The following is a 21898-nucleotide window of genomic DNA, read 5'->3' as shown; positions in this document are numbered from 1 at the left end:
GCACACCCGGGGGACCCGCTCCCCCCTAGCAAGATCGCGGAGACATCGTGAGCACATCGCAGAGCCCAGCGGGCGCCGGGGACGCCGCGACCGAGCCGGACGTCGCCGTCAAGGCCGTCCGGACGGGCGAGCCCCTGCTCGAAGTGACCGACCTGCGCAAGCACTTCCCGGTGACCGCCGGGCTGCTGCGCCGGCAGGTCGCCACCGTCAAGGCGGTCGACGGGGTGAGCTTCTCGGTCCGCAAGGGCGAGACGCTCGGCCTGGTGGGGGAGTCCGGTTGTGGCAAGACCACCACCGGCCGGATGATCATGAAGTTGCTGGACTCCACCTCGGGGAAGATCACCTTCGAGGGCCACGACATCACCAAGTACTCCCAGGGCAAGATGCGCCCGCTCCGGCGGGACATCCAGATGATCTTCCAGGACCCGTACTCGTCGCTGAACCCGCGCAAGACGGTCGGCGCGATCGTCGGGGCCCCGTTCCGGCTGCAGAACATCGAGACCGAGAACGGCGTCAAGAAGGCCGTGCAGGACCTGCTGGAGCTGGTCGGGCTCAACCCCGAGCACTACAACCGGTACCCGCACGAGTTCTCCGGCGGCCAGCGGCAGCGCATCGGCATCGCCCGGACGCTGGCGCTCAAGCCGAAGCTGATCGTCGCGGACGAGCCGGTGTCGGCGCTGGACGTGTCGGTGCAGGCGCAGGTCGTGAACCTGCTGGAGGACCTCCAGGACGAGCTCGACCTCACCTACGTGGTGATCGCGCACGACCTGTCGGTCGTCCGGCACATCTCCGACCGGGTCGCGGTCATGTACCTCGGCAAGCTGGTCGAGATCGCCGACCGGGACGACCTGTACGAGCGTCCCATGCACCCCTACACCAACGCGCTGCTGTCGGCCGTGCCGATCCCCGACCCCGCCCAGCGCGAGGGACGGGAGCGGATCCGGCTGCAGGGCGACGTGCCGAGCCCCCTCGACCCGCCGCCCGCCTGCCGCTTCCACACCCGCTGCTGGAAGGCGCAGGACATCTGCAAGCAGGTCGAGCCGCCGCTGGTCGAGCTGTCGCCCGGCCACATGACGGCGTGCCACTTCCCGGAGAACACCACGGTGTCGGAGACCGACGTGGTCGCCAAGGCCGCCGTGGTCTCCCCGGAGGTCGACTGACGGTCCGCGGGACGGGACGACCGGGAGCTCGTCCCGTCCCGCACCGCCCGCGGACACGGCAGGCGCCACCCGCGCACAAAGCGACCGGCCCGTACGGATCCCCTCCGTACGGGCCGGTCGCTTTCGTCGTGCTCTCTTGTTCCCCTGCCGCCAGGGTCAGTCGGTGGAGATCGCCTTCAGGACGTCCATCCGGCCGGCGCGCCACGCGGGCCACAGCGCCGCCAGGACGCCGATCACCACCGCGACGACCAGGTACGTCACCAGCGTCCCGACCGGGATCGACAGGACGCTCAGGCCCTGCTTGCGCAGCGCGTGCTGGAACGCGGCCCCGAACGCCACCCCGATGCCGATGCCGAGCACCGCGCCGAACACCGCGATCACCACGGACTCGGCGCGGATCATCCGGCGCAGCTGCCTGCGGCTGATCCCGATCGCCCGCAGCAGCCCGATCTCCCGGGTCCGCTCGATCACCGACAGCGCCAGCGTGTTGATCACACCCACGGCCGCGATGATCACCGACATGACCAGCAGGATCGTCAGGAACGTCACGAACCCGTCGACCTGCTTGCGCGCGTCGGCCTTCAGGCCCGCCTGGTCCTGCACCTTCACGTCCGGACGCGCCGACAACGTCCTCAGCAGCGCGTCCTTGGTCGCCGAACCCGCCTTGTCCGCGGTCACGATGATCACCTCGACGGACGGATCCGCCGTGTGCGCCAGGTACGCGCCCTGCGAGATCACGCGCCCGCCCAGGAACCGGTTCTTCGCGTACACACCGCCGACCCGCAGCGTCTCGGTCTTCCCGTCCGGGAACAGCACCGGCACGGCCGATCCCACCGACAGCGAGTTCTTCTTCGCGGTGTCCTCGTCGACCAGCATCCCGTCACGGCCGAACGTCCCCGACCCCGACACGACCTTCGCGCGGGTGCCGCTCAGCAGCTCCGCCGTGTCACCGGCCACGTACCGCACGCGCTTCCCGGAGACCTTCGCGTTCCCCGAGTACATCGCGCCCGCGCTCCTGACGCCGCCGGTCGCCTTCACCTTCGCGACCAGGTCCGTCGACAGGCCGCCCGCACCGGTCGGCTCGATCACGTAGTCCGCGCCGAACTGCTTGTCGACCTGCGCCTCCACCGACGACCGCATCGACGACCCGAGCACGTTCACCGCCGTGATCAACGCCAGGCCGATCATCAGCGCGGACGCCGTCGCCGCCGTCCTGCGCGGGTTCCGCAGCGCGTTCTGCCGCGCCAGCCGGCCCGGCGTCCGCAGCAGCCGCGCGAACGGCCACCCCAGCACCCGCACCACCGGCTTGCTGATCACCGGCGCGAGCAGCGCCACACCGAGGAACACCGCGACCGCGCCCACGCCGACCAGCACCGCCGGGTTCGACGCGTGCCCGAACAGGCCGAGGCCCATCAGCCCCGCGCCCGCCAGCGTCAGCAACGACCCGAACGCCAGCCGGATCCGCATCGACCGCTGCGGCAGCGCCACGTCGTCGCGCATCGCCGCGACCGGCGGCACCTTCGCCGCGCGCCGCGCCGGGAAGTACGCCGACACGACCGTCACCACGATCCCGACCACGTACGACCAGATCACCGGCGTCGCCGTGAACGTCAGCCCGCCGCCCCCGCCGGTCGTGGACTGCAGCAGCTCCGCCAGCCCGACACCGGCCGCCAGGCCCAGCGTCGACCCCACGAACCCGACCGCGACGGCCTCACCGATCACCGCCCGCGTCACCTGCGTCCGGGCCGCGCCGATCGCCCGCAGCAGCGCCAGCTCACGCGTCCGCTGCGCCACCAGCATCGAGAAGGTGTTGAAGATGATGAACGCGCCCACGAAGATCGAGATCAGCGCGAACACCAGCAGGAACGTCCGGAAGAACCCCAGGAACGACGCCACCTGGGACTTGTTCTCGTCCCGCAGCTTCGTGCCCGTCACGGCCTCGGTGCCGGACGGCAGGACCTTCGCGACCCGGTCCCGCAGCGTCGCCTCGTCCGGGCCGGTCGAACCCGTCCGGATGTCGGTGAAGTACCCCGGCTTCAGCAGCAGCCTCTGCGCGGTCGGGGTGTCGAACGCGATGAGCGTCGCGCCCATCATGTCGCCGATGTCGGCGGTCCCGACCAGCGTCGCCCGCTGCGGCCCCGACTTCACCACCACCGTCACCTGGTCGCCCAGGCCGAACCCGGCCTTCTTCGCCGACGCCTTGTCGAGCACGACCTCGCCCGCGGCGGCCGGGGCGCGCCCCGACACCAGCCGCGCGATCCCGTCGCCCGTCCAGTTCGTGCCGAGCTGCGGCGGGCCGTTCTGACCCGTCCCGACGATCTTCCCGTCCTTGCCGACCAGCGCCGCGTACCCGTTGACGGTCCCCACCGGGTCCTTCACGCCCGGCACCGACCGCACCTTCGCCAGCACCGACTGCTGCAGCGGCGGGCGCGCGTCCTGCCCGTCGCCCGAGTCGACCACCTTCACGGCCCGGACGTCCACCGCGACGTTCTTCCCGATCCGGTTGAACAGATCGTCGAACTTCTTGTTCATCGTGTCGGTGAACACCAGCGTCCCCGCCACGAACGCCACGCCGAGGATCACCGCGACGGCCGTCAGCACCAGCCTGATCTTGTGCGCGGAGAGGTTGCGCAGGGTCACCCGCGCCATCGGAACCGAACTCATCGCGCGCCGACCCCCGGCAGCTCGAAGCCCTTCATCCGCTCCAGCACCCGCTCGGCCGTCGGCTGCTGCATCGTGTCCACGATCTGACCGTCGGTCAGGAACAGCACCTGGTCGGAGTAGGCCGCCGCGGACGGGTCATGGGTGACCATCACGATCGTCTGCCCCATCTCCCGCACCGAGTCCCGCAGGAACGACAGCACCTCCGCGCCGGACCGCGAGTCCAGGTTCCCGGTCGGCTCGTCCGCGAAGATGATCTCCGGGCGGGACGCCAGCGCCCGCGCGCACGCCACCCGCTGCTGCTGGCCGCCCGACAGCTCCGACGGACGGTGCTTCAGCCGCGGCCGCAACCCCACCGTGTCGATCACCCGGTCCAGCCACGCCGGATCCGGGCGGCGCCCCGCGATGTCCATCGGCAGCGTGATGTTCTCCAGCGCCGTCAACGTCGGCACCAGGTTGAACGCCTGGAAGATGAACCCGATCTTGTCGCGGCGCAGCCGCGTCAGCTGCTTGTCCCGCAGCCGGGTCAGCTCGGTGTCCCCGATGAACACCTCGCCCTCGCTCACCGCGTCCAGCCCCGCCATGCAGTGCATCAGCGTCGACTTGCCCGACCCCGAGGGGCCCATGACGGCGGTGAAACGGCCACGCGGGATCCCGACCGTCACCCCGTCCAGCGCGATCACGCGAGCGTCGCCCGAGCCGTACACCTTGGAGATCCGGTGCGCCCGCGCGGCGAAGTCACCCGCCCCGGGCGCGGCCACCGCGTCGCTTGTCGAGCGGGCGGAATCAGTCACGTGAACTCCTCCTGAGTCATGCGGCGGCGCCGTCGAGGGCGCCGACCGGGGGAACGGACCGGGAGAAATGGTGACCCGGCCCACTCGAAAACAGTAGGAGTTACCGCGCTTCAGAGGATGACCCGACGGAACGGACTTTCGACTCCACCCAAGGCAGGAGGCGTCCTCCCACTCTCGTCCGTGGGGAGTAGACCACCCGGAGCAGGACCCCGGGGAAACCGATCAGGGACGCCTCAGGGTCACGTCCCCAGGACGAAACGGACGCCCCGGCCGCCGCCGCCCGGACGGCCACCCTCACACCCCGGTGGCACCGCCACCTGACCCCGGAGTGCCACACCAGGCCCTCCGCAACGCCACCACCGACCCAGACCGGCTACTGCTGGCCCGGACGGCTCATACCCGTCTCGTACGCGTACACCACGGCCTGCACCCGGTCCCGCAACCCCAGCTTCGCCAGGACGTTCCCCACGTGCGTCTTCACCGTCGTCTCACTCACCACCAGATCGGCGGCGATCTCCGCGTTCGACTGCCCGCGCGCCACATGCGACAGCACCTCGCGCTCCCGCTCGGTCAGCGTGTCCAGCCCCGGCGGGGGAGAGGCGTCCCGCACCGCCGGCAACCGCGTCGCGAACCGGTCCAGCAGCCGCCGCGTCACACTCGGCGCCACGATCGCGTCACCCGCCGCCACGATCCGGATCGCCTGCACCAGATCCTCCGGCGGCGAGTCCTTCAGCAGGAACCCGCTCGCCCCCGCCCGCACCGCCTCGATCACGTACTCGTCCAGATCGAACGTCGTCAGGATCAGCACCCGCGGATCATGCGACGCCGCGCCGTCCCGGATGATCCGCCGCGTCGCCTCGATCCCGTCGACACCCGGCATCCGGATGTCCATCAGCACCACGTCCGGCAGCAGCGACCGCGTCAGCTCCACCGCCGCCGCGCCGTCCCCCGCCTCACCGACCACCGCCAGGTCGGGCTCGGCCTCAAGGATCAGCCGGAACCCCGTCCGCAGCAACGGCTGGTCGTCCACCAGCAGCACCCGCACCGTGCTCACGCCGCCACCGTCCCGTCCATCCACACGCTCCACGATCCCGCCACCCTACGCGCCGTCACGCCGACAACGGGAACCGGGCCCGCACCCCGAAACCCCCGCCGACCCGCGGCCCGATCCGCAGCTCGCCCCCGTACAACGCCACCCGCTCGTACATCCCCACCAGCCCGTGCCCCGGCTTGTCCCCACTGTCGGCCACGATCGTCGCCGTACCGCGCCCGTCGTCCTCGATCTCCACCGTCAGATCCTCCGCCGTGTACCGCAACCGCACCCACGCCCGCGCCTGCGGACCCGCGTGCTTCAACGTGTTCGTCAACGCCTCCTGGATCAGCCGGAACGCCGCCACGTCCACCCCCGGCGACGGCGTCCGCGCCTCACCCTCGATCCACAGCTGCACCGACAGGCCCGTCTCCCGCACATGGTCCAGCAGCTCACCGAGATCACCCAGGCCCGGCTGCGGCGCCAGCTCACCCCGCGCCAGCTCGTCCCGGTCCGTCCGCAGCACCCCCACGATCCGCCGCATCTCGCTCAGCGCCGTCCGCCCGACCTCCTCGATCGTGGACATCGCCTCCCGCGCGCCCCCCGGATCCCGGTCGATGATCCGCCGCGCCGCCCCCGCCTGCACCGTCATCACGCTCACATGGTGCGCCACCACGTCATGCAGCTCCCGCGCGATCCTCGACCGCTCCTCGATCCGCGCCGCCCGCGCGTCCGACCCCCGCGCCCGCTCCAGCCGCGCCGCCCGGTCCTCCAGCTCCGTGAAGTACGCCCGCCGCATCCGCAGATTCCGGCCGAGCACCCACACCCCGACCACCAGCGCGTTGTCCGTCAGGAACTCCAGCAGCGACAGGTGCATCGGGAACGACATCAGCAGCCCGTTGAACGCGACCAGCGCCACCACACCGCCCAGCGCGCTGTGCGCCAGCGCCCGGTGCGCCGCCACGCTGTACACCGCGACCATGAACGACACCGAATCCGGGACGGACGGCAGGTACTGCCATGCCGACAGCAGGAACTCCCCGGCCAGGACGATCCACAGCGTCGTCAACGGGAACCGCTGCCGCAACACCAGCGCCGACGTCATCGCCGCCACCACCACCGCCTGCCGCGCGTCCGGCGCGGCGAACAACTGGGCATCCGGGGAGGAACGATCCCCCAGGAACAGCTCCGGCAGCCCCACCGCCAGCAGCGCGAGCGCCAGCACGGCGTCGGCCGCCTGCGGCCGCGCCGCCAACCAGGCACGGAAGGTGCGAAGACCACGGATGCGGGGTGACACGCCTCAACCCTAGGAGGTCACGCCAGGTCCCTTGCCCTCCTGAGCGGCGATCCGCACTCCTCCCCAAGAAGGAGGAACGCCACGCCCGCGCACTCCGCGAGGCTCAGACACCGCGTCCGCGGAGCTCAGAGCCCAAGAACGCAGCCCCCGGCGGCGCGGCGGGACCGCGCCAACCAGGGGCTGGGAACGCCCGGTCCGGGCCCACGCCCCGGACTCAGAGGTCGTCGAGGCCCGGCGACGGCTCCGGCACCACCGCGTCCCGCCGCTTCACCGGCCCCGTCGGCAACGGCGGCGGCGTCCCCCCGAACTCCGGACACCGCTGCTGATGATCACACCAGTCGCACAACCGCGACGGACGAGGACGCCACTCACCCGACTCCGTCGCCCGCCGGATCGCCAGCCACAGCGCCTCCACCTTCCGCTCCGTCGCCCGCAGATCCGCCTCGTCCGGGGCGTACCGCAGAACCTCCCCGTTCTTCAGGTACATCAACTGCAGCAACCGCGGCACCTCACCCCGCAGCCGCCACAGCACCAGCGCGTAGAACTTCATCTGGAACAACGCCCGCGCCTCGAACTCCGCCCGCGGCGCCGACCCCGTCTTGTAGTCCACGATCCGGATCTCACCCGTCGGCGCCACGTCCAGCCGGTCGATGTACCCCCGGAGCCGCAACCCCGACCCGAGCACCGTCTCCACGAACAGCTCCCGCTCGGCCGGCTCGAGCCGCCGCGGATCCTCCAGCGAGAAGTACGACTCCACCATCCGCCGCGCCTCCGCCAGCCAGCCCTCCCGCTCCGCGACGCCCTCCGCGTCCGCCTCGAACAGGCCCAGCAGCTCCGGCTTCTCCTCGCACAGCCGCTCCCACTCCGGCCCCAGCAGCTCCAGCGCCGCCGCCGGCGTGCGGCCCGCCGTCGGCAGGTCGTACAGCCGCTCCAGCACCGCGTGCACCAGCGTCCCCCGCACCGCCGCCGGACTCGGCTTCTCCGGGATCTTGTCGATCACCCGGAACCGGTACAGCAGCGGGCACGTCATGAAATCGCCCGCCCGCGACGGCGACAGCGACCCCGTCACCTCGGGATCGACCGCCCCCGCCGGCCCGTCCGCGGCCCCCGCACGCGCCCCCTCCGGCGCCCCGGCCCGCGCCGCCTCCGGCACCGCCCCGTCAGCCGTCCCCGCCGCGCTCGTCGTCCCGCTCTCGGCCCCGGTCGTCGTCATGCCCAGCAAGCGTAGGCGACCCCGCCGACGAAATCCCGCACCGACCGGGGGAGCGGAACCCCCGCCCCGGGGCCGTAGCATCGACAACGTGACTGACAGCGCACCCGTGACCGACGGCGACACCGGCCCCACCGGCTCCGGATCCTCCGGAGACCCCGACGGCCGCCCCGCCGCCGCCCCGGCCGACGCCCCGGCCCCCAAGGCCGACGGCCCGGCGGGCCCCGAGGCGGGCCGCTCCGGCGGCACCCCGCCCGGCGGCCCCGGTGACGCGCCGTCCCACGGCCCCGCAGACCCCGGAAGCCGGTCCAGCGGCTCCGCCGGCGCGTCCGGCCCCTCGGAACCGCCCTCCGGCGACGACCCCCGAGACCAGCCGCCCACGCCCCGCCCGCCCGGCATCCCCATGGGACGCCCCTTCGGCGTCCCCGTCTACGTCTCGCCCAGCTGGTTCCCCATCGCGCTGCTCGTCACCATCATGTTCGAAGGCCAGGTCAACGACGCCCTCGGACGCCCCGCCAGCTACCTCGTCGCGTTCACCTACGCCCTCCTGCTCTACGGCTCGGTGTTCGTCCACGAACTCAGCCACGCCGTCACCGCCCGGGCCCTCGGACTCCCCGTCCGCTCCGTCACCCTCAACATCCTCGGCGGCGAGACCGCCATCGGACGCGAGGCCCCCACCCCCGGCCGCGAGTTCCTCATCGCCTTCGCCGGCCCCCTGGTCAACTTCGTCCTCGCCGCCCTCGGCCTCGCCGCCCACTACCTGCTCCCGCTCCCGCCCGTCGCCGGACTCCTCGTCGACGCCCTCACCATCGCCAACCTCCTCGTCGGCGCCTTCAACCTCCTGCCCGGCCTCCCCCTGGACGGCGGACGCCTCGTCCGCGCCGCCGTCTGGAAGATCACAGGACACGCCCGCAGCGGAGCCGTCGCCGCCGCCTGGATCGGCCGCGCCGTCGCCGCCGCCTGCCTGCTCACCGGCGTCTGGCTCGCCACCCTGCCCGGACGCGGCTTCGGCTGGCTCGCCCTGCTCTGGTCCGCCATGGTCGCCTCCACCATCTGGATCGGCGCCACCCACGCCCTGCGCGCCGAACGCGTCCGCGACCGCATCCCCCTGCTGTCCGCGCGCCGCCTCGCCCGCCGCGCCACCCTCGTCACCACCGACACCCCCCTCGCCGAGGCCGTCCGCCGCGCCCACGAGGCCCAGGCCGGCGCCCTGGTCGTCACCGACCACGACGGCCGCCCCCTCGGCCTGGTCAGCGAGAAGGCCGTCAACGCCACCCCCGAACAGCGCCGCCCCTGGGTCACCGTCGGCGACCTCTCCCGCGGCCTCGAACCCGACCTGTCCCTCTCCGCCGACCTCGTCGGCGAGGCCCTGATCAACGCCCTCCGCCGCGCCCCCGCCACCGAGTACCTGCTCCTCGAACCCGACGGCGGCGTCTACGGCGTCCTCTCCATCGCCGACGTCGACCGCGCCTTCGCCGGAATCTGACCCACCCCGCAAGCGCCCCCGGCCGCGCTCCCCGGAACCCCACCCGGACGCTCCGAGCGGTCCCGCAGGCCCGCTAGCCTTGACACCCATGAGCGAACCCACGCCGCCGACCTCCGGCGACACCAGCACCACCCCCGCGCAGGCCCCGGCCACCGGCCGGATCCCGCACGGCCCCTTCCGCCCCGGCGACCAGGTTCAGCTCACCGACCCCAAGGGCCGCATCAACACCATCACCCTCCAGCCCGGGAAGCAGTACCACTCCCACAAGGGCAGCATCGAACACGACACGATCATCGGCAGCCACGAAGGCACCGTCTTCCGCTCCAGCGGCGGCGTCGAATACCTCGCCTTCCGCCCCCTGCTGTCCGACTTCGCCGTCCGCATGCCCCGCGGCGCCGCCGTCGTCTACCCCAAGGACGCCGCCCAGATCGTCGCCCAGGCCGACATCTTCCCCGGCGCCCGCGTCATCGAGGCCGGCGCCGGATCCGGCGCCCTCTCCTGCTTCCTCCTCCGCGCCGTCGGCGAACACGGCCTCCTCTCCTCCTACGAACGACGCCCCGACTTCGCCGACATCGCCCGCGCCAACGTCGAGAAGTTCTTCGGCGGCCCCCACCCGTCCTGGAAGCTCACCGTCGGCTCCCTCGAGGACTCCCTCACCGAGACCGAGGTCGACCGCGTCGTCCTCGACATGCTCGCCCCCTGGGAGACCGTCGACGCCGTCGCCAAGGCCCTCGTCCCCGGCGGCCTCGTCTGCGCCTACATCGCCACCACCACCCAGATGTCCCGCATCGTCGAGGAACTCCGCGGCCACGGCGCCTTCGCCGAGCCCTACGCCTTCGAGACCATGCTCCGCTCCTGGCACGTCGAGGGCCTCGCCGTCCGCCCCGACCACCGCATGATCGGCCACACCGGCTTCCTCGTCACCGCCCGCCGCCTCGCCGACGGCGTCACCCCGCCCCTGCGCCGCCGCCGCCCCGCCAAGGGCGCCCAGCCCGACACCGCCACCGCCCCGGCCACCGACGGCGCCCCCGCCGCGGACACCGCCCCCGCCACGCCCGGCGACGGCGAGTCCTAGATCACAATCCGATCACCGGCGGCCCGCCCGGCACCCACCCCCCACCCGACACGCCCACCCCCACCGCCACACCCGCCGAACTCGGCAAACACGCTCCCAAGCACCCTCCAAGCCGCCCCCGCCGCCGCGCACCCTCGCCGCCACCGCCCCGCCCCGCCCCCGGCACGCCCCCACCCGGAAGACGCCGGCACGACACGAACACCGAATGGGCAGGTTACGGAAGCCCTCCAGATAGGTAGGGTCTCAGTAGGTCGTCGGCTCTTCGTGAGGAGGTGACGGGGCGTGGCCGCTCGTGACGAAGCTGGGGCGCGCAAGGCGCAGCACGAAAAGGAGGTACGAGACCTCCAGACGCAGGTGTCCTTCCTTGAGGAGGAGATCTCCGTGCTGCGCCGCAAGCTCGCGGAATCCCCGCGCCAAGTACGGGTACTGGAAGAACGTCTCCACGAGGCACAGGCCAACCTGGCCGCCGTGACAGGCCAGAACGAACGACTCGTGGCGACCCTCAAGGAGGCCCGCGAACAGATCGTGGCCCTCAAGGAGGAGGTCGACCGGCTGGCACAACCACCATCCGGATTCGGCGTCTTCCTCGAAGCCCGCGACGACGGAACCGTCGACATCTTCACCGGCGGACGCAAACTGCGCGTCAACGTCAGCCCCGCGGTGGAAGTCGACGAACTCCAACGCGGCCAGGAAGTGATGCTCAACGAGGCCCTCAACGTCGTCGAGGCCCTCGAATTCGAAGAGCAGGGCGAAGTCGTCATGCTCAAGGAACTCTTCGACGACGGAGAACGCGCCCTCGTCATCGCGCACGCCGACGAGGAACGCGTCATCAAACTCGCCGAACCCCTCCGCGGCGTCCCGCTCCGCCCGGGCGACTCCCTCATGCTCGAAACCCGCAGCGGATACGCCTACGAGAAGATCCACAAGGCCGAGGTCGAAGAACTCGTCCTCGAAGAGGTCCCCGACATCTCCTACGAGGAGATCGGCGGACTCGGACCCCAGATCGAACAGATCCGCGACGCGGTCGAACTGCCCTACCTGCACGCCGACCTCTTCCGCGAACACCACCTCCGGCCCCCCAAGGGCGTCCTGCTCTACGGCCCCCCCGGATGCGGCAAGACCCTCATCGCCAAGGCCGTCGCGAACTCCCTCGCCAAACAGGTCGCCGACAAGACCGGCCAGGAGGGGAAGAGCTTCTTCCTCAACATCAAGGGCCCCGAACTCCTCAACAAATACGTCGGCGAGACCGAACGCCACATCCGGCTCGTCTTCCAACGAGCCCGCGAGAAGGCCTCCGCCGGAACCCCCGTCATCGTCTTCTTCGACGAGATGGACTCCATCTTCCGCACCCGCGGATCCGGCGTCTCCTCCGACGTCGAGAACACCATCGTCCCCCAGCTCCTCAGCGAGATCGACGGCGTCGAGGGCCTGGAGAACGTCATCGTCATCGGCGCCTCCAACCGCGAGGACATGATCGACCCCGCGATCCTGCGGCCCGGCCGCCTCGACGTCAAAATCAAGATCGAACGCCCCGACGCCGAAGCCGCCAAGGACATCTTCTCCAAGTACATCCTCCCCGGCCTCCCGCTCCACCCCGACGACCGCGCCGAACACGGCGACAGCCCCGCCGCCACCGTCGAGGCCATGATCCAGCGCGTCGTCGAACGGATGTACACCGAAAGCGAGGAGAACCGCTTCCTCGAGGTCACCTACGCCAACGGCGACAAGGAAGTCCTCTACTTCAAGGACTTCAACTCCGGCGCCATGATCCAGAACATCGTCGACCGGGCCAAGAAAATGGCCATCAAGCAATTCCTCGACACCGGCCAGAAGGGCCTCCGCGTCGCCCACCTCCTCGCCGCCTGCGTCGACGAGTTCAGCGAGAACGAGGACCTGCCCAACACCACCAACCCCGACGACTGGGCCCGCATCTCCGGAAAGAAGGGCGAACGGATCGTCTACATCCGCACCCTCGTCTCCGGAAAACAGGGCGCCGAGGCCGGACGCTCCATCGACACCGTCGCCAACACCGGCCAGTACCTGTAACACCCGCACGCACGACCCACACCGACGGCGCGGACCCCACCCGGGGCCCGCGCCGTCGGCGCGTCCACCCCCAGCACGCCCACGACACGCCCACAGCCCACCCGCCGCCCCCGGCCCGGCGTGTCCGAAACCCACCACACCGCAACACCGGACCCCGGCCCCATGGCTCCACCCCGCCCACCCCGATAGGCTCGACGATATGAGTGTTCGGCGGGTGATGGGCATCGAGACCGAGTACGGCATCTCCGTACCCGGCCAACCAGGGGCCAACGCGATGGTGACCTCCAGCCAGGTCGTCAACGCCTACCTCGCGGCATCGGCGGCACGAGCCAGAAGAGCACGCTGGGACTTCGAGGAGGAGAACCCCCTCCGCGACGCCCGCGGCTTCGACCTCGCCCGCGAGGTCGCCGACCCCACCCAGCTCACCGACGAGGACCTCGGCCTCGCCAACGTCATCCTCACCAACGGCGCCCGGCTCTACGTCGACCACGCCCACCCCGAGTACTCCGCACCCGAGACCACCAACCCCCTCGACGCCGTCATCTGGGACAAGGCCGGAGAACGCGTCATGGCCGACGCCGCGCACCGCGCCGGCCTCGTCCCCGGCACCCACCCCATCCAGCTCTACAAGAACAACACCGACAACAAGGGCGCCTCCTACGGCTGCCACGAGAACTACCTCATGAAACGGGAGACCCCCTTCGCCGACATCGTCCGGCACCTCACCCCCTTCTTCGTCTCCCGCCAGGTCGTCACCGGCGCCGGCCGCGTCGGCATCGGCGTCGACGGCCGCGGCGACGGCTTCCAGATCAGCCAGCGCGCCGACTTCTTCGAGGTCGAGGTCGGCCTCGAGACCACCCTCAAACGCCCCATCATCAACACCCGCGACGAACCCCACGCCGACCCCGAGAAGTACCGGCGCCTCCACGTCATCATCGGCGACGCCAACATGAGCGAGATCTCCACCTACCTCAAGCTCGGCACCACCGCCCTCGTCCTCGCCATGATCGAGGACGGCTTCCTCACCGTCGACCTCTCCGTCGACATGCCCGTCGCGGCGCTCCGCGCCATCTCCCACGACCCCACCTGCAAACACCTCCTCACCCTCCGCGACGGCCGCAAGATGACCGCCGTCCAGCTCCAGATGGAGTACCTCGAACAGTCCCGCAAGTACGTCGAGGACCGCTTCGGCGCCGACGTCGACGACATGACCAAGGACGTCCTCGACCGCTGGGAATCGGTCCTGCACCGCCTCGGCGACGACCCCATGCAGCTGTCCCGCGAACTCGACTGGGTCGCCAAACTCGAACTCCTCGAGGGCTACCGCAACCGCGACGGCCTCGACTGGTCCCACCCCCGCCTCCAGCTCGTCGACCTCCAGTACACCGACATCCGTCCCGGCAAGGGCCTCTACAACCGCCTCGCCTCCCGCGGACGCATGGAGCACCTCGTCACCGAGGACCAGATCCGGCGCGCCGTCGACGAGCCCCCCGAGGACACCCGCGCCTACTTCCGCGGCCGCTGCCTCCGCCAGTACGCCGACTCCGTCGCCGCCGCCTCCTGGGACTCGGTCATCTTCGACGTCCCCGGCCGCGAGTCCCTCCAGCGCGTCCCCACCCTGGAACCGCTCCGCGGCACCAGGCAGCACGTGGGCGGCCTGCTGGACCGCTGCCGCACCGCCGCCGACCTCGTCGCGACCCTCACCGGACACCGCTGACCGAACCGCACGAAAGGCCCTCCCGGGACGATGTCCGGGAGGGCCTTTTCGTCTGCGCCGGAACCCCACGTGCACGATGTCACGGAACGCCTCCGGCCGACGCGGATTCGTGACCGGTATGCCCGTTTCAGTGGTTGCCGGACGGGCGATAACCCCACCAGGCCCCCCGCGCCGGCCGCCCGGTCTGACCTGGGCGTCGGTGCCCGCTCGCCGCCAGTGATCGGGGATAGGGTTGGGGGAACCGGCAGAGTGGAGGTACGGGACATGGCCACGAAGGACACCGGCGGTCAGAAGCAGACCACCCACCGCACCGAAGAGGTCGAGGAGACCCAGGCGGCCCCTGAGAGCGACGTCCAGGACCGGCAGGAAAAGCTTTCCGACGATGTCGACGCAATTCTGGACGAAATCGACGAAGTACTCGAAGAGAATGCAGAGGAATTTGTCCGTGGATTCATCCAGAAGGGCGGACAATGATGGGCAAATCGGACATCATAAATCACCGGTGATTCGAACGGTGTAACGGATGTCGTCGAACGCGTGTACTGTCGGTCTCGGAATTCCGCGGGATTAGGTACGCGCCTTCGAGTCCGGGGGCGCCCGGGGGTGGGTGGGTGTGGTGACCAATTTCAAGGAATGCCGCGACTGTGGGCGGATGAGGCCCGTCACGGAGTTCTGGAAGCGCAAGGCCTCGCCGGACGGACTCGCCCTCTACTGCAAGGAGTGCTTCGGGCTCCGGAACGCGGGCTGCTATCGCGGCAGGCGGGCGGTTCAGGGCGCTCAGGTGAAGCCCTACCGTAAGCGCCGCTCAGTTCCCGAGGGTACGAAGTACTGCCCTCGCTGCGAAGAGGTCAAGCCGGTCGAGGAGTTTCCTCGTAACCGAACCAAAAAGTCCGGATTCGGCACCTACTGCAATCCCTGTCACGGCCGGGTCGTCACGGAGAACCGCGATCGGAAGCACGGCAGCGCGCGGAACTATCTGCTCAAGCTGCGATACGGCATCACCGAGCAGGAGGCCGACGCGATCCTCGCCGCGCAGGGCGGTATCTGTGTGATCTGCCTGTGCGAGCCCGCGTCGCATGTGGACCACGACCATGGCGCGGGGCGGGTTCGGGGCATGTTGTGCTTCAAGTGCAACAACGCCTTGGGGCAGTTCGAGGACGAGGTCTGGCGCTTGGCGGAGGCCGCCGACTACCTGGAGGGACGCGGTTCCCACGCGCGCAGGTTGTGGCTCGAGTTCGACGCCACGACGATCACCGGGCGGTCGCGTCGGCATCTGGAGATGATGCGCGGGGTGCGCCGCGCGTCCGTGCTGGGGTCGGCTCGGCACTACAAGCTGCGGGAGAAGTACGGCCTGACCGAGGCGGAGGCGGACTCGCTGGTCGCCCTCCAGAAGGGGCTGTGCGCGATCTGTAGTGATCGGGAGCCTGAGCACATCGATCACTGTCACGACTCTGGAGCGGTTCGGGGTGCGCTGTGTCTCGGGTGCAACACCGGGATGGGGCTGCTCGGGGACGATCCGGGTGTGATTCGGCGGGCGGCGGCTTATCTGGAGGGCTCGCTGGTCGCGGAGGTTGCGGCTGCCGGGGGAGGGGTGCGGTGGTCGTTCACGCTTCCGGATGTGGATCCGGCCGGGGTCGGGGCGGACGGCTGGGGGCGGGTTCGGGACGAGGACGTGCGGCTCCGGAAGGCCCTGCGGGACGTGGAGTGGGAGGCGGAGTGGTGTTTCGGTGGGCCGTTCGCTGATCCGTTCGCGTTGGCGGTGGCGGGTCGGGCCGGTTGAGGCCGGGGCCGGGCCAGGGCGAGGTGGCCGGATGGTCCGTGTGGGCCGTCCGGCCGTGGTGTGTGTGGGCAGGCGGTGCGCGTCGGCGTGTGGGTTCGCCGTGGGCGGAGCGGGTGGGGGTGTTCGCGGTATGCGGTGGGCGCGCCGTGAACAGTAGGGTCTAGGTGTCCGCGCCGGTGAGGTCGTGTTCGCGGGGCTGGAGCCGGTGTCGTGCTGGAGGGAAGGAGTCGCGTGGCGTCGCAGGATGCGGTTGGCGGGCGTCTGCCCGGGTTGTTCGGGAGTCCGGACACCTCGTCGTTCACGGAGTTCCTGGGGGCGTACTCGCCGGACGCGCTGCCGGGGCGGCGGGTGCTGCCGCAGGTGGCCGCCGGGGCGGAGGAGATCCCGCACGGGACGACGATCGTGGCGGTGACGTTCCCCGGTGGTGTGGTGATGGCGGGGGACCGGCGGGCGACCGCCGGGCATGTGATCGCGCAGCGGGACATCGAGAAGGTGTTCCGGGCGGACGAGTTCTCGGCGATCGCGATCGCCGGGACGGCGGGGATCGGCCTGGAGCTGACCCGGTTGTTCCAGGTGGAGCTGGAGCACTACGAGAAGCGTGAGGGGCGGACGCTCTCGATCGAGGGCAAGGCGAACCGGCTCGCGGCGATGGTGCGCGGGAACCTGGGCATGGCGATGCAGGGGCTCGCGGTGGTGCCGATGTTCGCGGGGTACGACGAGGTGGAGGACCGGGGGCGGATCTTCTCCTACGATCCGGCGGGCGGCCGGTACGAGGAGCGGGAGTTCCACACGATCGGTTCGGGGTCGCCGTTCGCGCGGGGTTCGATGAAGAAGTTGTTCCGCGCGGATCTGTCGGCGGAGGACGCGGCGCTGGTGTGCGTGCAGGCGTTGTACGACGCCGCGGACGACGATTCGGCGACGGGTGGTCCGGATCTGACGCGGGGGATCTTCCCGGTGGTGGCGTCGGTGACGGCGGACGGGTACCGGAGGCTGGGCGAGGACGAGGTGGGGGCGCTCGCGCGCAGCGTCGTGGAGGGTCGTTACGAGGCGCCGGGCGGTCCGACCGCCCCGCTGCGATAGAAGGGATGCAGGCCGGTGTCCATGCCGTTCTACGTGTCGCCCGAACAGCAGATGAAGGACAAGGCGGACTATGCGCGCAAGGGGATCGCGCGTGGTCGCAGTGTGGTGGTCCTTCAGTATGAGGACGGGATTCTGTTCGTGGCGGACAATCCGTCGCGGGCGTTGCACAAGATCAGTGAGATTTACGACCGGATCGCGTTCGCGGCGGTGGGGAAGTACAACGAGTTCGAGAATCTGCGGCTGGGTGGTGTGCGGTACGCGGATGTGAACGGGTACCAGTACGACCGCCGGGATGTGACGGCGCGCGGGTTGGCGAACGTGTACGCGCAGTCGCTGGGGACGATCTTCACGGAGACCAACAAGCCGTACGAGGTGGAGCTCGTGGTGGCGGAGGTCGGTGAGTCGGCGGATCTGGACCAGATCTACCGGTTGACGTTCGATGGTTCGGTGGCGGACGAGCACGGCTTCCTGGCGATGGGTGGTCAGGCGGACGCGGTGTCGCAGGCGCTGAAGGAGCGGTTCCGGGAGGGCTTGCCGCTGGCGGAGGCGTTGCGGGTGGCGGTGCGTTCGCTGGAGGCCCAGGACAGCGAGCGGCGGCTTGAGGCGCGTTCGCTGGAGGTGGCGGTGCTGGACCGGAACCGGGAGCATCGTCTGTTCCGGCGGCTGGCCGAGGCGCGGGTGTCGGCGCTGTTGTCGGAGGAGCCGGGTGCGGCGGCCGCGGAGGATGAGGACGAGGGTTCGTCGGAGTCCTGACGCGGTGCGTCGTTGGGTGTGAGGAGGGCCCGTCGCGGGTTGTCGCGGCGGGCTCTTTCCTTGCCCATGAATTGATCTACATTGTAAGGGTGCGGGTCGGGTGAACGACGGTGTCACGTCCGGTCCGGGGAATCAAGGGGTGGTGGAGGCTGCCAAGTCGGCGTTCGGACGCATAGGCTCGCTGTGTGGACAGGCGCATCTTCGGGCTTGAGAACGAGTACGGCGTCACCTGCACCTTCCGCGGTCAGCGGCGGTTGTCACCGGACGAGGTGGCTCGCTATCTGTTCCGCAGGGTCGTGTCGTGGGGCCGCAGCAGCAACGTGTTCCTCCGTAACGGCGCGCGGCTCTATCTGGACGTGGGCAGTCACCCCGAGTACGCCACGCCGGAGTGCGACAGCGTCGTCGACCTGGTGACGCATGACAAGGCCGGTGAGCGGATCCTCGAGGAGCTTCTCGTGGACGCCGAGCGGCGGCTTCGTGAGGAGGGCATCGCCGGCGACATCTACCTGTTCAAGAACAACACCGACTCGGCCGGGAACTCCTATGGCTGCCACGAGAACTATCTGGTGGGGCGGCACGGGGAGTTCGGGCGGCTGGCGGACGTCCTGATCCCGTACCTGGTGACGCGGCAGATCATCTGTGGTGCGGGGAAGGTGCTGCAGACGCCGCGTGGTGCGGTGTACTGCGTGTCGCAGCGGGCGGAGCACATCTGGGAGGGTGTGTCGTCGGCGACGACGCGGTCGCGTCCGATCATCAACACGCGGGACGAGCCGCACGCGGACGCCGAGCGGTTCCGCCGTCTGCACGTGATCGTCGGGGACTCGAACATGTCCGAGTCGACGATGCTGCTGAAGGTGGGCGCGACGGACCTGGTGCTGCGGATGGTCGAGGCCGGCGTGGTGATGCGGGATCTGACGCTGGAGAATCCGATCCGGGCGATCCGTGAGGTCAGTCATGACATGACGGGCCGGCGGAAGGTGCGGCTGGCGAACGGCCGGGAGGCGAGTTCGCTGGAGATCCAGAAGGAGTACTTCGGGAAGGCGAAGGACTTCGTGGACCGGCGTGGCGGCGATCCGGTGGCCAAGCGGGTGCTGGACCTGTGGGAGCGGACGCTGCGTGCGGTGGAGACGGGCGATCTGGACCTGGTCGGCCGGGAGATCGACTGGGTGACGAAGTACAAGCTGATCGAGCGGTACCGGCGGAAGTACGATCTGCCGTTGAGTTCGCCGCGGGTGGCGCAGCTGGATCTGGCGTACCACGACGTGCACCGGGAGCGTGGCCTGTACTACCTGCTGGAGAAGCGGGGGTCGGTGGCGCGGGTGGCGCGCGATGTGGAGATCTTCGAGGCGAAGTCGGTGCCGCCGCAGACGACGCGGGCGCGGTTGCGCGGGGAGTTCATCCGGCGGGCGCAGGAGAAGCGGCGTGACTTCACGGTGGACTGGGTGCATCTGAAGTTGAACGACCAGGCGCAGCGGACGGTGCTGTGCAAGGATCCGTTCCGTTCGGTGGACGAGCGTGTGGACAAGTTGATCGCCGGTATGTGACGGCGGTCGCGGGCGGCTCGTGGGTTCGGCTGGGAGGCCGGCCCGCGGGCCGTTCGGTTTTCCGGGGTGGATGGCGTGTGGGGTGAGCTGGCGCTTGCCGGGAGGTGACCGGCCGGTAGGGTGAGCGGCCAGTCTGGATGTCGTGACGCCCCCGTGAAGGACCTCCTGTATGCGTCGTCGTGTTTCCGCCGTGTCCGCGGCCGTGGTGTTGGCCGTTCCGTTGTTCCTGGCCGCCGGGTGTGGCGGGTCGGACGTGCAGGTGTCGGTGAAGGGGTCGGCGGGGCAGCGTCCTGAGGTGAAGATTCCGAAGGGGACGCCGAAGGACGGGTTCGCGACGAGGACCCTCGCCAAGGGGAGGGGGCAGGGGGCGCGCAAGGGCGATCTGGTGGTCGCGGACTATGTGGGCTACCGGTGGAGCAAGGACGGCAGCAAGCTGCTGGCGTCGAGTTACCTGACGGGGCAGCCGGAGGCGTTCCCGACGTGGGACATCGTGCCGGGGCTGGCGAAGGCGTTCGAGGGGGCGCGTCCGGGGTCGCGGGTCGTCGCGAAGATCCCGCCGAAGCAGGGGTACGGGGACGCGGGGGACCAGGGCAGGCAGATCGGCCCGGACGACACGCTGGTGTACGTGCTGGACGTCCGTGGGGTGTTCGGGCCGTCGGCGATGGCGCGGGGGAAGAGCCAGCCGGTGAACGACGCGTCGTTGCCGCAGGTGGGGGACGGGGGCGCGGGGCAGGCGCCGTCGATCACGGTGCCGAAGCGGCCCGCGCCGAAGTCGCTGCAGGTGCGGACGCTGGTGCAGGGGGACGGCCCGGTGGTCGGCAAGGGCCAGTTGCTGGCGTTGCAGTACAAGGGTGTGTTCTGGCGGAACGGCAAGGAGTTCGACTCGTCCTGGACGGGGAGGCATCCGCACGCGGTGACGATCGGGACCGGCCAGGTGATCAAGGGCTGGGACCAGGCGCTGGTGGGGCGGAAGGTGGGGAGCCGGTTGCTGCTGGTCGTCCCGCCGGACCTGGCGTACAAGCCGCTGGGCGGGCTGCCGCAGGCGGGGATCCGCGCGGACGACAGCCTGGTGTTCGTGGTCGACGTCCTCGGGGCGTTCTGAGGGGCGCGGGCGCGGGACGCCCCGAGGACGGGCGGTCTAGAGGAGTGCGGCGGTGTGGCGTCCGGCTGCGGCGGCGGTGAGGAAGTAGGCGAGGTCCTCGTCGAGTTTGCGGCCCATGGTGGACATGCGGACGCCCCAGTCCTGCTCGGCGGCGGCGCAGACGTCGCGGAGGTCGGTGACGGCGACGGGGATCAGGTCGTGCCGGTCGCCGAGGGAGGCGGCCTGGGCGGCGACGCGTTCGCCGAAGGGGCCGCCGAGTTCGGGGACGGGGATGTCGGCGCGGGCGAGGGCGACGCGTCCGTAGGCGGTGAGGCTGTGGTGGGAGACGCCCTGGTGGCGTTCGCGGGCGTCGCCCTCGCTGACGCGGAGTGAGCCGACGGGGCGTCCGGACAGGATGGACGCGGCGTTGACGGCTTCTCCGGCGGAGACGCCGGAGAAGCCCCAGCGGGTGCCGGTGCCGAGGTTGCCGGGGCCCTGGGCGAGGATGACGACGTCGGCGTCGAGGACGAGGCGGGCGGCGAGGAGCCCGGTGTGGACGGTGACGGCCTCCAGGTCGCCGCCGAACGCCTGCCCGACGGTGACGGTCGCGGCGAGCGCGCCGGCGTCCCTGAGTTTGGCGATGGACATGGAGAACCAGGCGGGGAGCGCGCCGCCGTCCGGCATGACGTAGACGACGCGGGTTCCGGGCCGGTCGGCGAGGAGGCCGGCGAGGATCGGGGGGAGCGCGGAGTGCAGGTCGGCGACGATCACCGGCATGCCGGTGAGGGAGTCGGCGTCCTCCAGGAGGGCGTGGTGGGGGGAGTCCTGCTCGTCGACGCCGAGGACGGTGGCCTGCAGGGGGGTGTAGCGGGCCTTGACGAGGTGGCCGGGGCCGGTCGGGTCGGGCGGGAGGCGGTCGGGGATCGCGGTGACCATCGCGTAGCCTCCGGTCCCCAGACCCATCGCCAAGGCCGTAGTGTTGAGCAGGACGGTGTCGCCCGGTTCGGGTCTGCCCACGAGCGCGGGGTAGGCCAGGGCGCGGCAGTCTCCGTCGCCCCCGACCGTGACGTCCAACTCGACCGCTCCGGGCCATTCGCGCCGGATGCCTCGTACTGTGCCTTCGCGCCATCGGATCACACCGGAGACGGTAGCGTCCTCCTGGGGGCGGCGACGAGACGGCGCGC

The 21898-nt window shown here is 70.7% G+C and carries 17 protein-coding genes; 11 read left to right on the top strand and 6 right to left on the bottom strand.

All coding sequences use genetic code 11. From position 1 onward, the window contains the following. The first annotated feature begins 47 nt into the window (after positions 1 to 47). Complete coding sequence (locus P696_RS0115050) at positions 48 to 1160, top strand: ABC transporter ATP-binding protein (RefSeq protein WP_026412991.1); 1113 nt, start codon at positions 48 to 50, stop codon at positions 1158 to 1160. A 156-nt stretch (positions 1161 to 1316) separates the two neighbouring features. Here P696_RS0115050 and P696_RS0115045 read toward each other — a convergent pair whose 3' ends face one another. The 5 genes from P696_RS0115045 to P696_RS45630 all read right to left on the bottom strand — a co-directional run bounded on the left by P696_RS0115045 (position 1317) and on the right by P696_RS45630 (position 8155). Then, positions 1317 to 3824, bottom strand: a complete 2508-nt coding sequence (locus P696_RS0115045) for an ABC transporter permease (RefSeq protein ID WP_245627669.1) — start codon at positions 3822 to 3824, stop codon at positions 1317 to 1319. Continuing rightward, positions 3821 to 4615: an ABC transporter ATP-binding protein gene (locus P696_RS0115040; protein WP_026412989.1), complete on the bottom strand. Its 795-nt coding sequence runs from the start codon at positions 4613 to 4615 to the stop codon at positions 3821 to 3823. The genes P696_RS0115045 and P696_RS0115040 overlap by 4 nt, the downstream gene beginning before the upstream one ends. A gap of 373 nt (positions 4616 to 4988) precedes the next feature. Next, positions 4989 to 5669 (bottom strand): response regulator, encoded by a 681-nt coding sequence (locus tag P696_RS0115035; protein ID WP_034484997.1) that lies wholly within the window; start codon positions 5667 to 5669, stop codon positions 4989 to 4991. Between the two features lie 55 nt (positions 5670 to 5724). Continuing rightward, entirely contained in the window at positions 5725 to 6942 is a 1218-nt protein-coding gene (locus tag P696_RS0115030; protein WP_026412987.1) for a sensor histidine kinase, read from the bottom strand. 214 nt (positions 6943 to 7156) lie between these two features. Next, positions 7157 to 8155, bottom strand: a complete 999-nt coding sequence (locus P696_RS45630) for a RecB family exonuclease (RefSeq protein WP_084337587.1) — start codon at positions 8153 to 8155, stop codon at positions 7157 to 7159. Positions 8156 to 8243: 88 nt separating this feature from the next. Here P696_RS45630 and P696_RS0115020 point away from each other — a divergent pair, with 88 nt between their 5' ends. The 10 genes from P696_RS0115020 to P696_RS45615 all read left to right on the top strand — a co-directional run bounded on the left by P696_RS0115020 (position 8244) and on the right by P696_RS45615 (position 20735). Further along, positions 8244 to 9638 (top strand): site-2 protease family protein, encoded by a 1395-nt coding sequence (locus tag P696_RS0115020; RefSeq protein ID WP_342669017.1) that lies wholly within the window; start codon positions 8244 to 8246, stop codon positions 9636 to 9638. An 88-nt stretch (positions 9639 to 9726) separates the two neighbouring features. Further along, positions 9727 to 10713 (top strand): tRNA (adenine-N1)-methyltransferase, encoded by a 987-nt coding sequence (locus tag P696_RS0115015; RefSeq protein WP_157429718.1) that lies wholly within the window; start codon positions 9727 to 9729, stop codon positions 10711 to 10713. 282 nt (positions 10714 to 10995) lie between these two features. Then, entirely contained in the window at positions 10996 to 12759 is a 1764-nt protein-coding gene (gene arc, locus P696_RS0115010) for a proteasome ATPase (RefSeq protein WP_026412984.1), read from the top strand. A gap of 199 nt (positions 12760 to 12958) precedes the next feature. Further along, entirely contained in the window at positions 12959 to 14476 is a 1518-nt protein-coding gene (gene dop, locus P696_RS0115005; RefSeq protein ID WP_084337538.1) for a depupylase/deamidase Dop, read from the top strand. 264 nt (positions 14477 to 14740) lie between these two features. Next, complete coding sequence (locus P696_RS0115000) at positions 14741 to 14950, top strand: ubiquitin-like protein Pup (protein ID WP_026412982.1); 210 nt, start codon at positions 14741 to 14743, stop codon at positions 14948 to 14950. Positions 14951 to 15083: 133 nt separating this feature from the next. Further along, positions 15084 to 16256 carry an endonuclease VII domain-containing protein gene (locus tag P696_RS57435; protein ID WP_211245757.1) on the top strand — a complete coding sequence of 391 codons (1173 nt, stop codon included), beginning with the start codon at positions 15084 to 15086 and terminating at the stop codon, positions 16254 to 16256. Between the two features lie 231 nt (positions 16257 to 16487). Then, positions 16488 to 17336: a proteasome subunit beta gene (prcB, locus tag P696_RS0114990; RefSeq protein WP_026412981.1), complete on the top strand. Its 849-nt coding sequence runs from the start codon at positions 16488 to 16490 to the stop codon at positions 17334 to 17336. Between the two features lie 21 nt (positions 17337 to 17357). Next, on the top strand, positions 17358 to 18089 hold the full coding sequence (gene prcA, locus P696_RS0114985; protein ID WP_026412980.1) for a proteasome subunit alpha: 732 nt from the start codon (positions 17358 to 17360) through the stop codon (positions 18087 to 18089). 185 nt (positions 18090 to 18274) lie between these two features. Then, positions 18275 to 19633, top strand: coding sequence for a Pup--protein ligase (gene pafA / locus P696_RS0114980; protein WP_026412979.1), 1359 nt, complete (start codon positions 18275 to 18277; stop codon positions 19631 to 19633). Between the two features lie 295 nt (positions 19634 to 19928). Further along, the gene (locus P696_RS45615; RefSeq protein WP_211245756.1) at positions 19929 to 20735 is read left to right on the top strand and encodes an FKBP-type peptidyl-prolyl cis-trans isomerase; all 807 of its coding nucleotides are present in this window, start codon (positions 19929 to 19931) and stop codon (positions 20733 to 20735) included. A gap of 36 nt (positions 20736 to 20771) precedes the next feature. Here P696_RS45615 and P696_RS0114970 read toward each other — a convergent pair whose 3' ends face one another. Then, positions 20772 to 21851 (bottom strand): DUF3866 family protein, encoded by a 1080-nt coding sequence (locus tag P696_RS0114970; protein ID WP_026412978.1) that lies wholly within the window; start codon positions 21849 to 21851, stop codon positions 20772 to 20774. Positions 21852 to 21898: the final 47 nt, after the last annotated feature.

Origin of the sequence: Actinomadura oligospora ATCC 43269 (assembly GCF_000518265.1) — a bacterium.
GTDB lineage: Bacteria > Actinomycetota > Actinomycetes > Streptosporangiales > Streptosporangiaceae > Spirillospora > Spirillospora oligospora.
Note: the sequence above shows the minus strand (reverse complement) of the source record. Positions and strands in the feature narration are given on the sequence as shown.

Bases quoted from the DNA above. Each gene is read 5' to 3' on its own strand.
- P696_RS45630 (WP_084337587.1), bottom strand. From the start codon at position 8,155: ATGACGACGACCGGGGCCGAGAGCGGGACGACGAGCGCGGCGGGGACG.
- prcA (WP_026412980.1), top strand. From the start codon at position 17,358: ATGCCGTTCTACGTGTCGCCCGAACAGCAGATGAAGGACAAGGCGGAC.
- P696_RS0115000 (WP_026412982.1), top strand. From the start codon at position 14,741: ATGGCCACGAAGGACACCGGCGGTCAGAAGCAGACCACCCACCGCACC.
- dop (WP_084337538.1), top strand. From the start codon at position 12,959: ATGAGTGTTCGGCGGGTGATGGGCATCGAGACCGAGTACGGCATCTCC.
- P696_RS0115045 (WP_245627669.1), bottom strand. From the start codon at position 3,824: ATGAGTTCGGTTCCGATGGCGCGGGTGACCCTGCGCAACCTCTCCGCG.
- P696_RS0115015 (WP_157429718.1), top strand. From the start codon at position 9,727: ATGAGCGAACCCACGCCGCCGACCTCCGGCGACACCAGCACCACCCCC.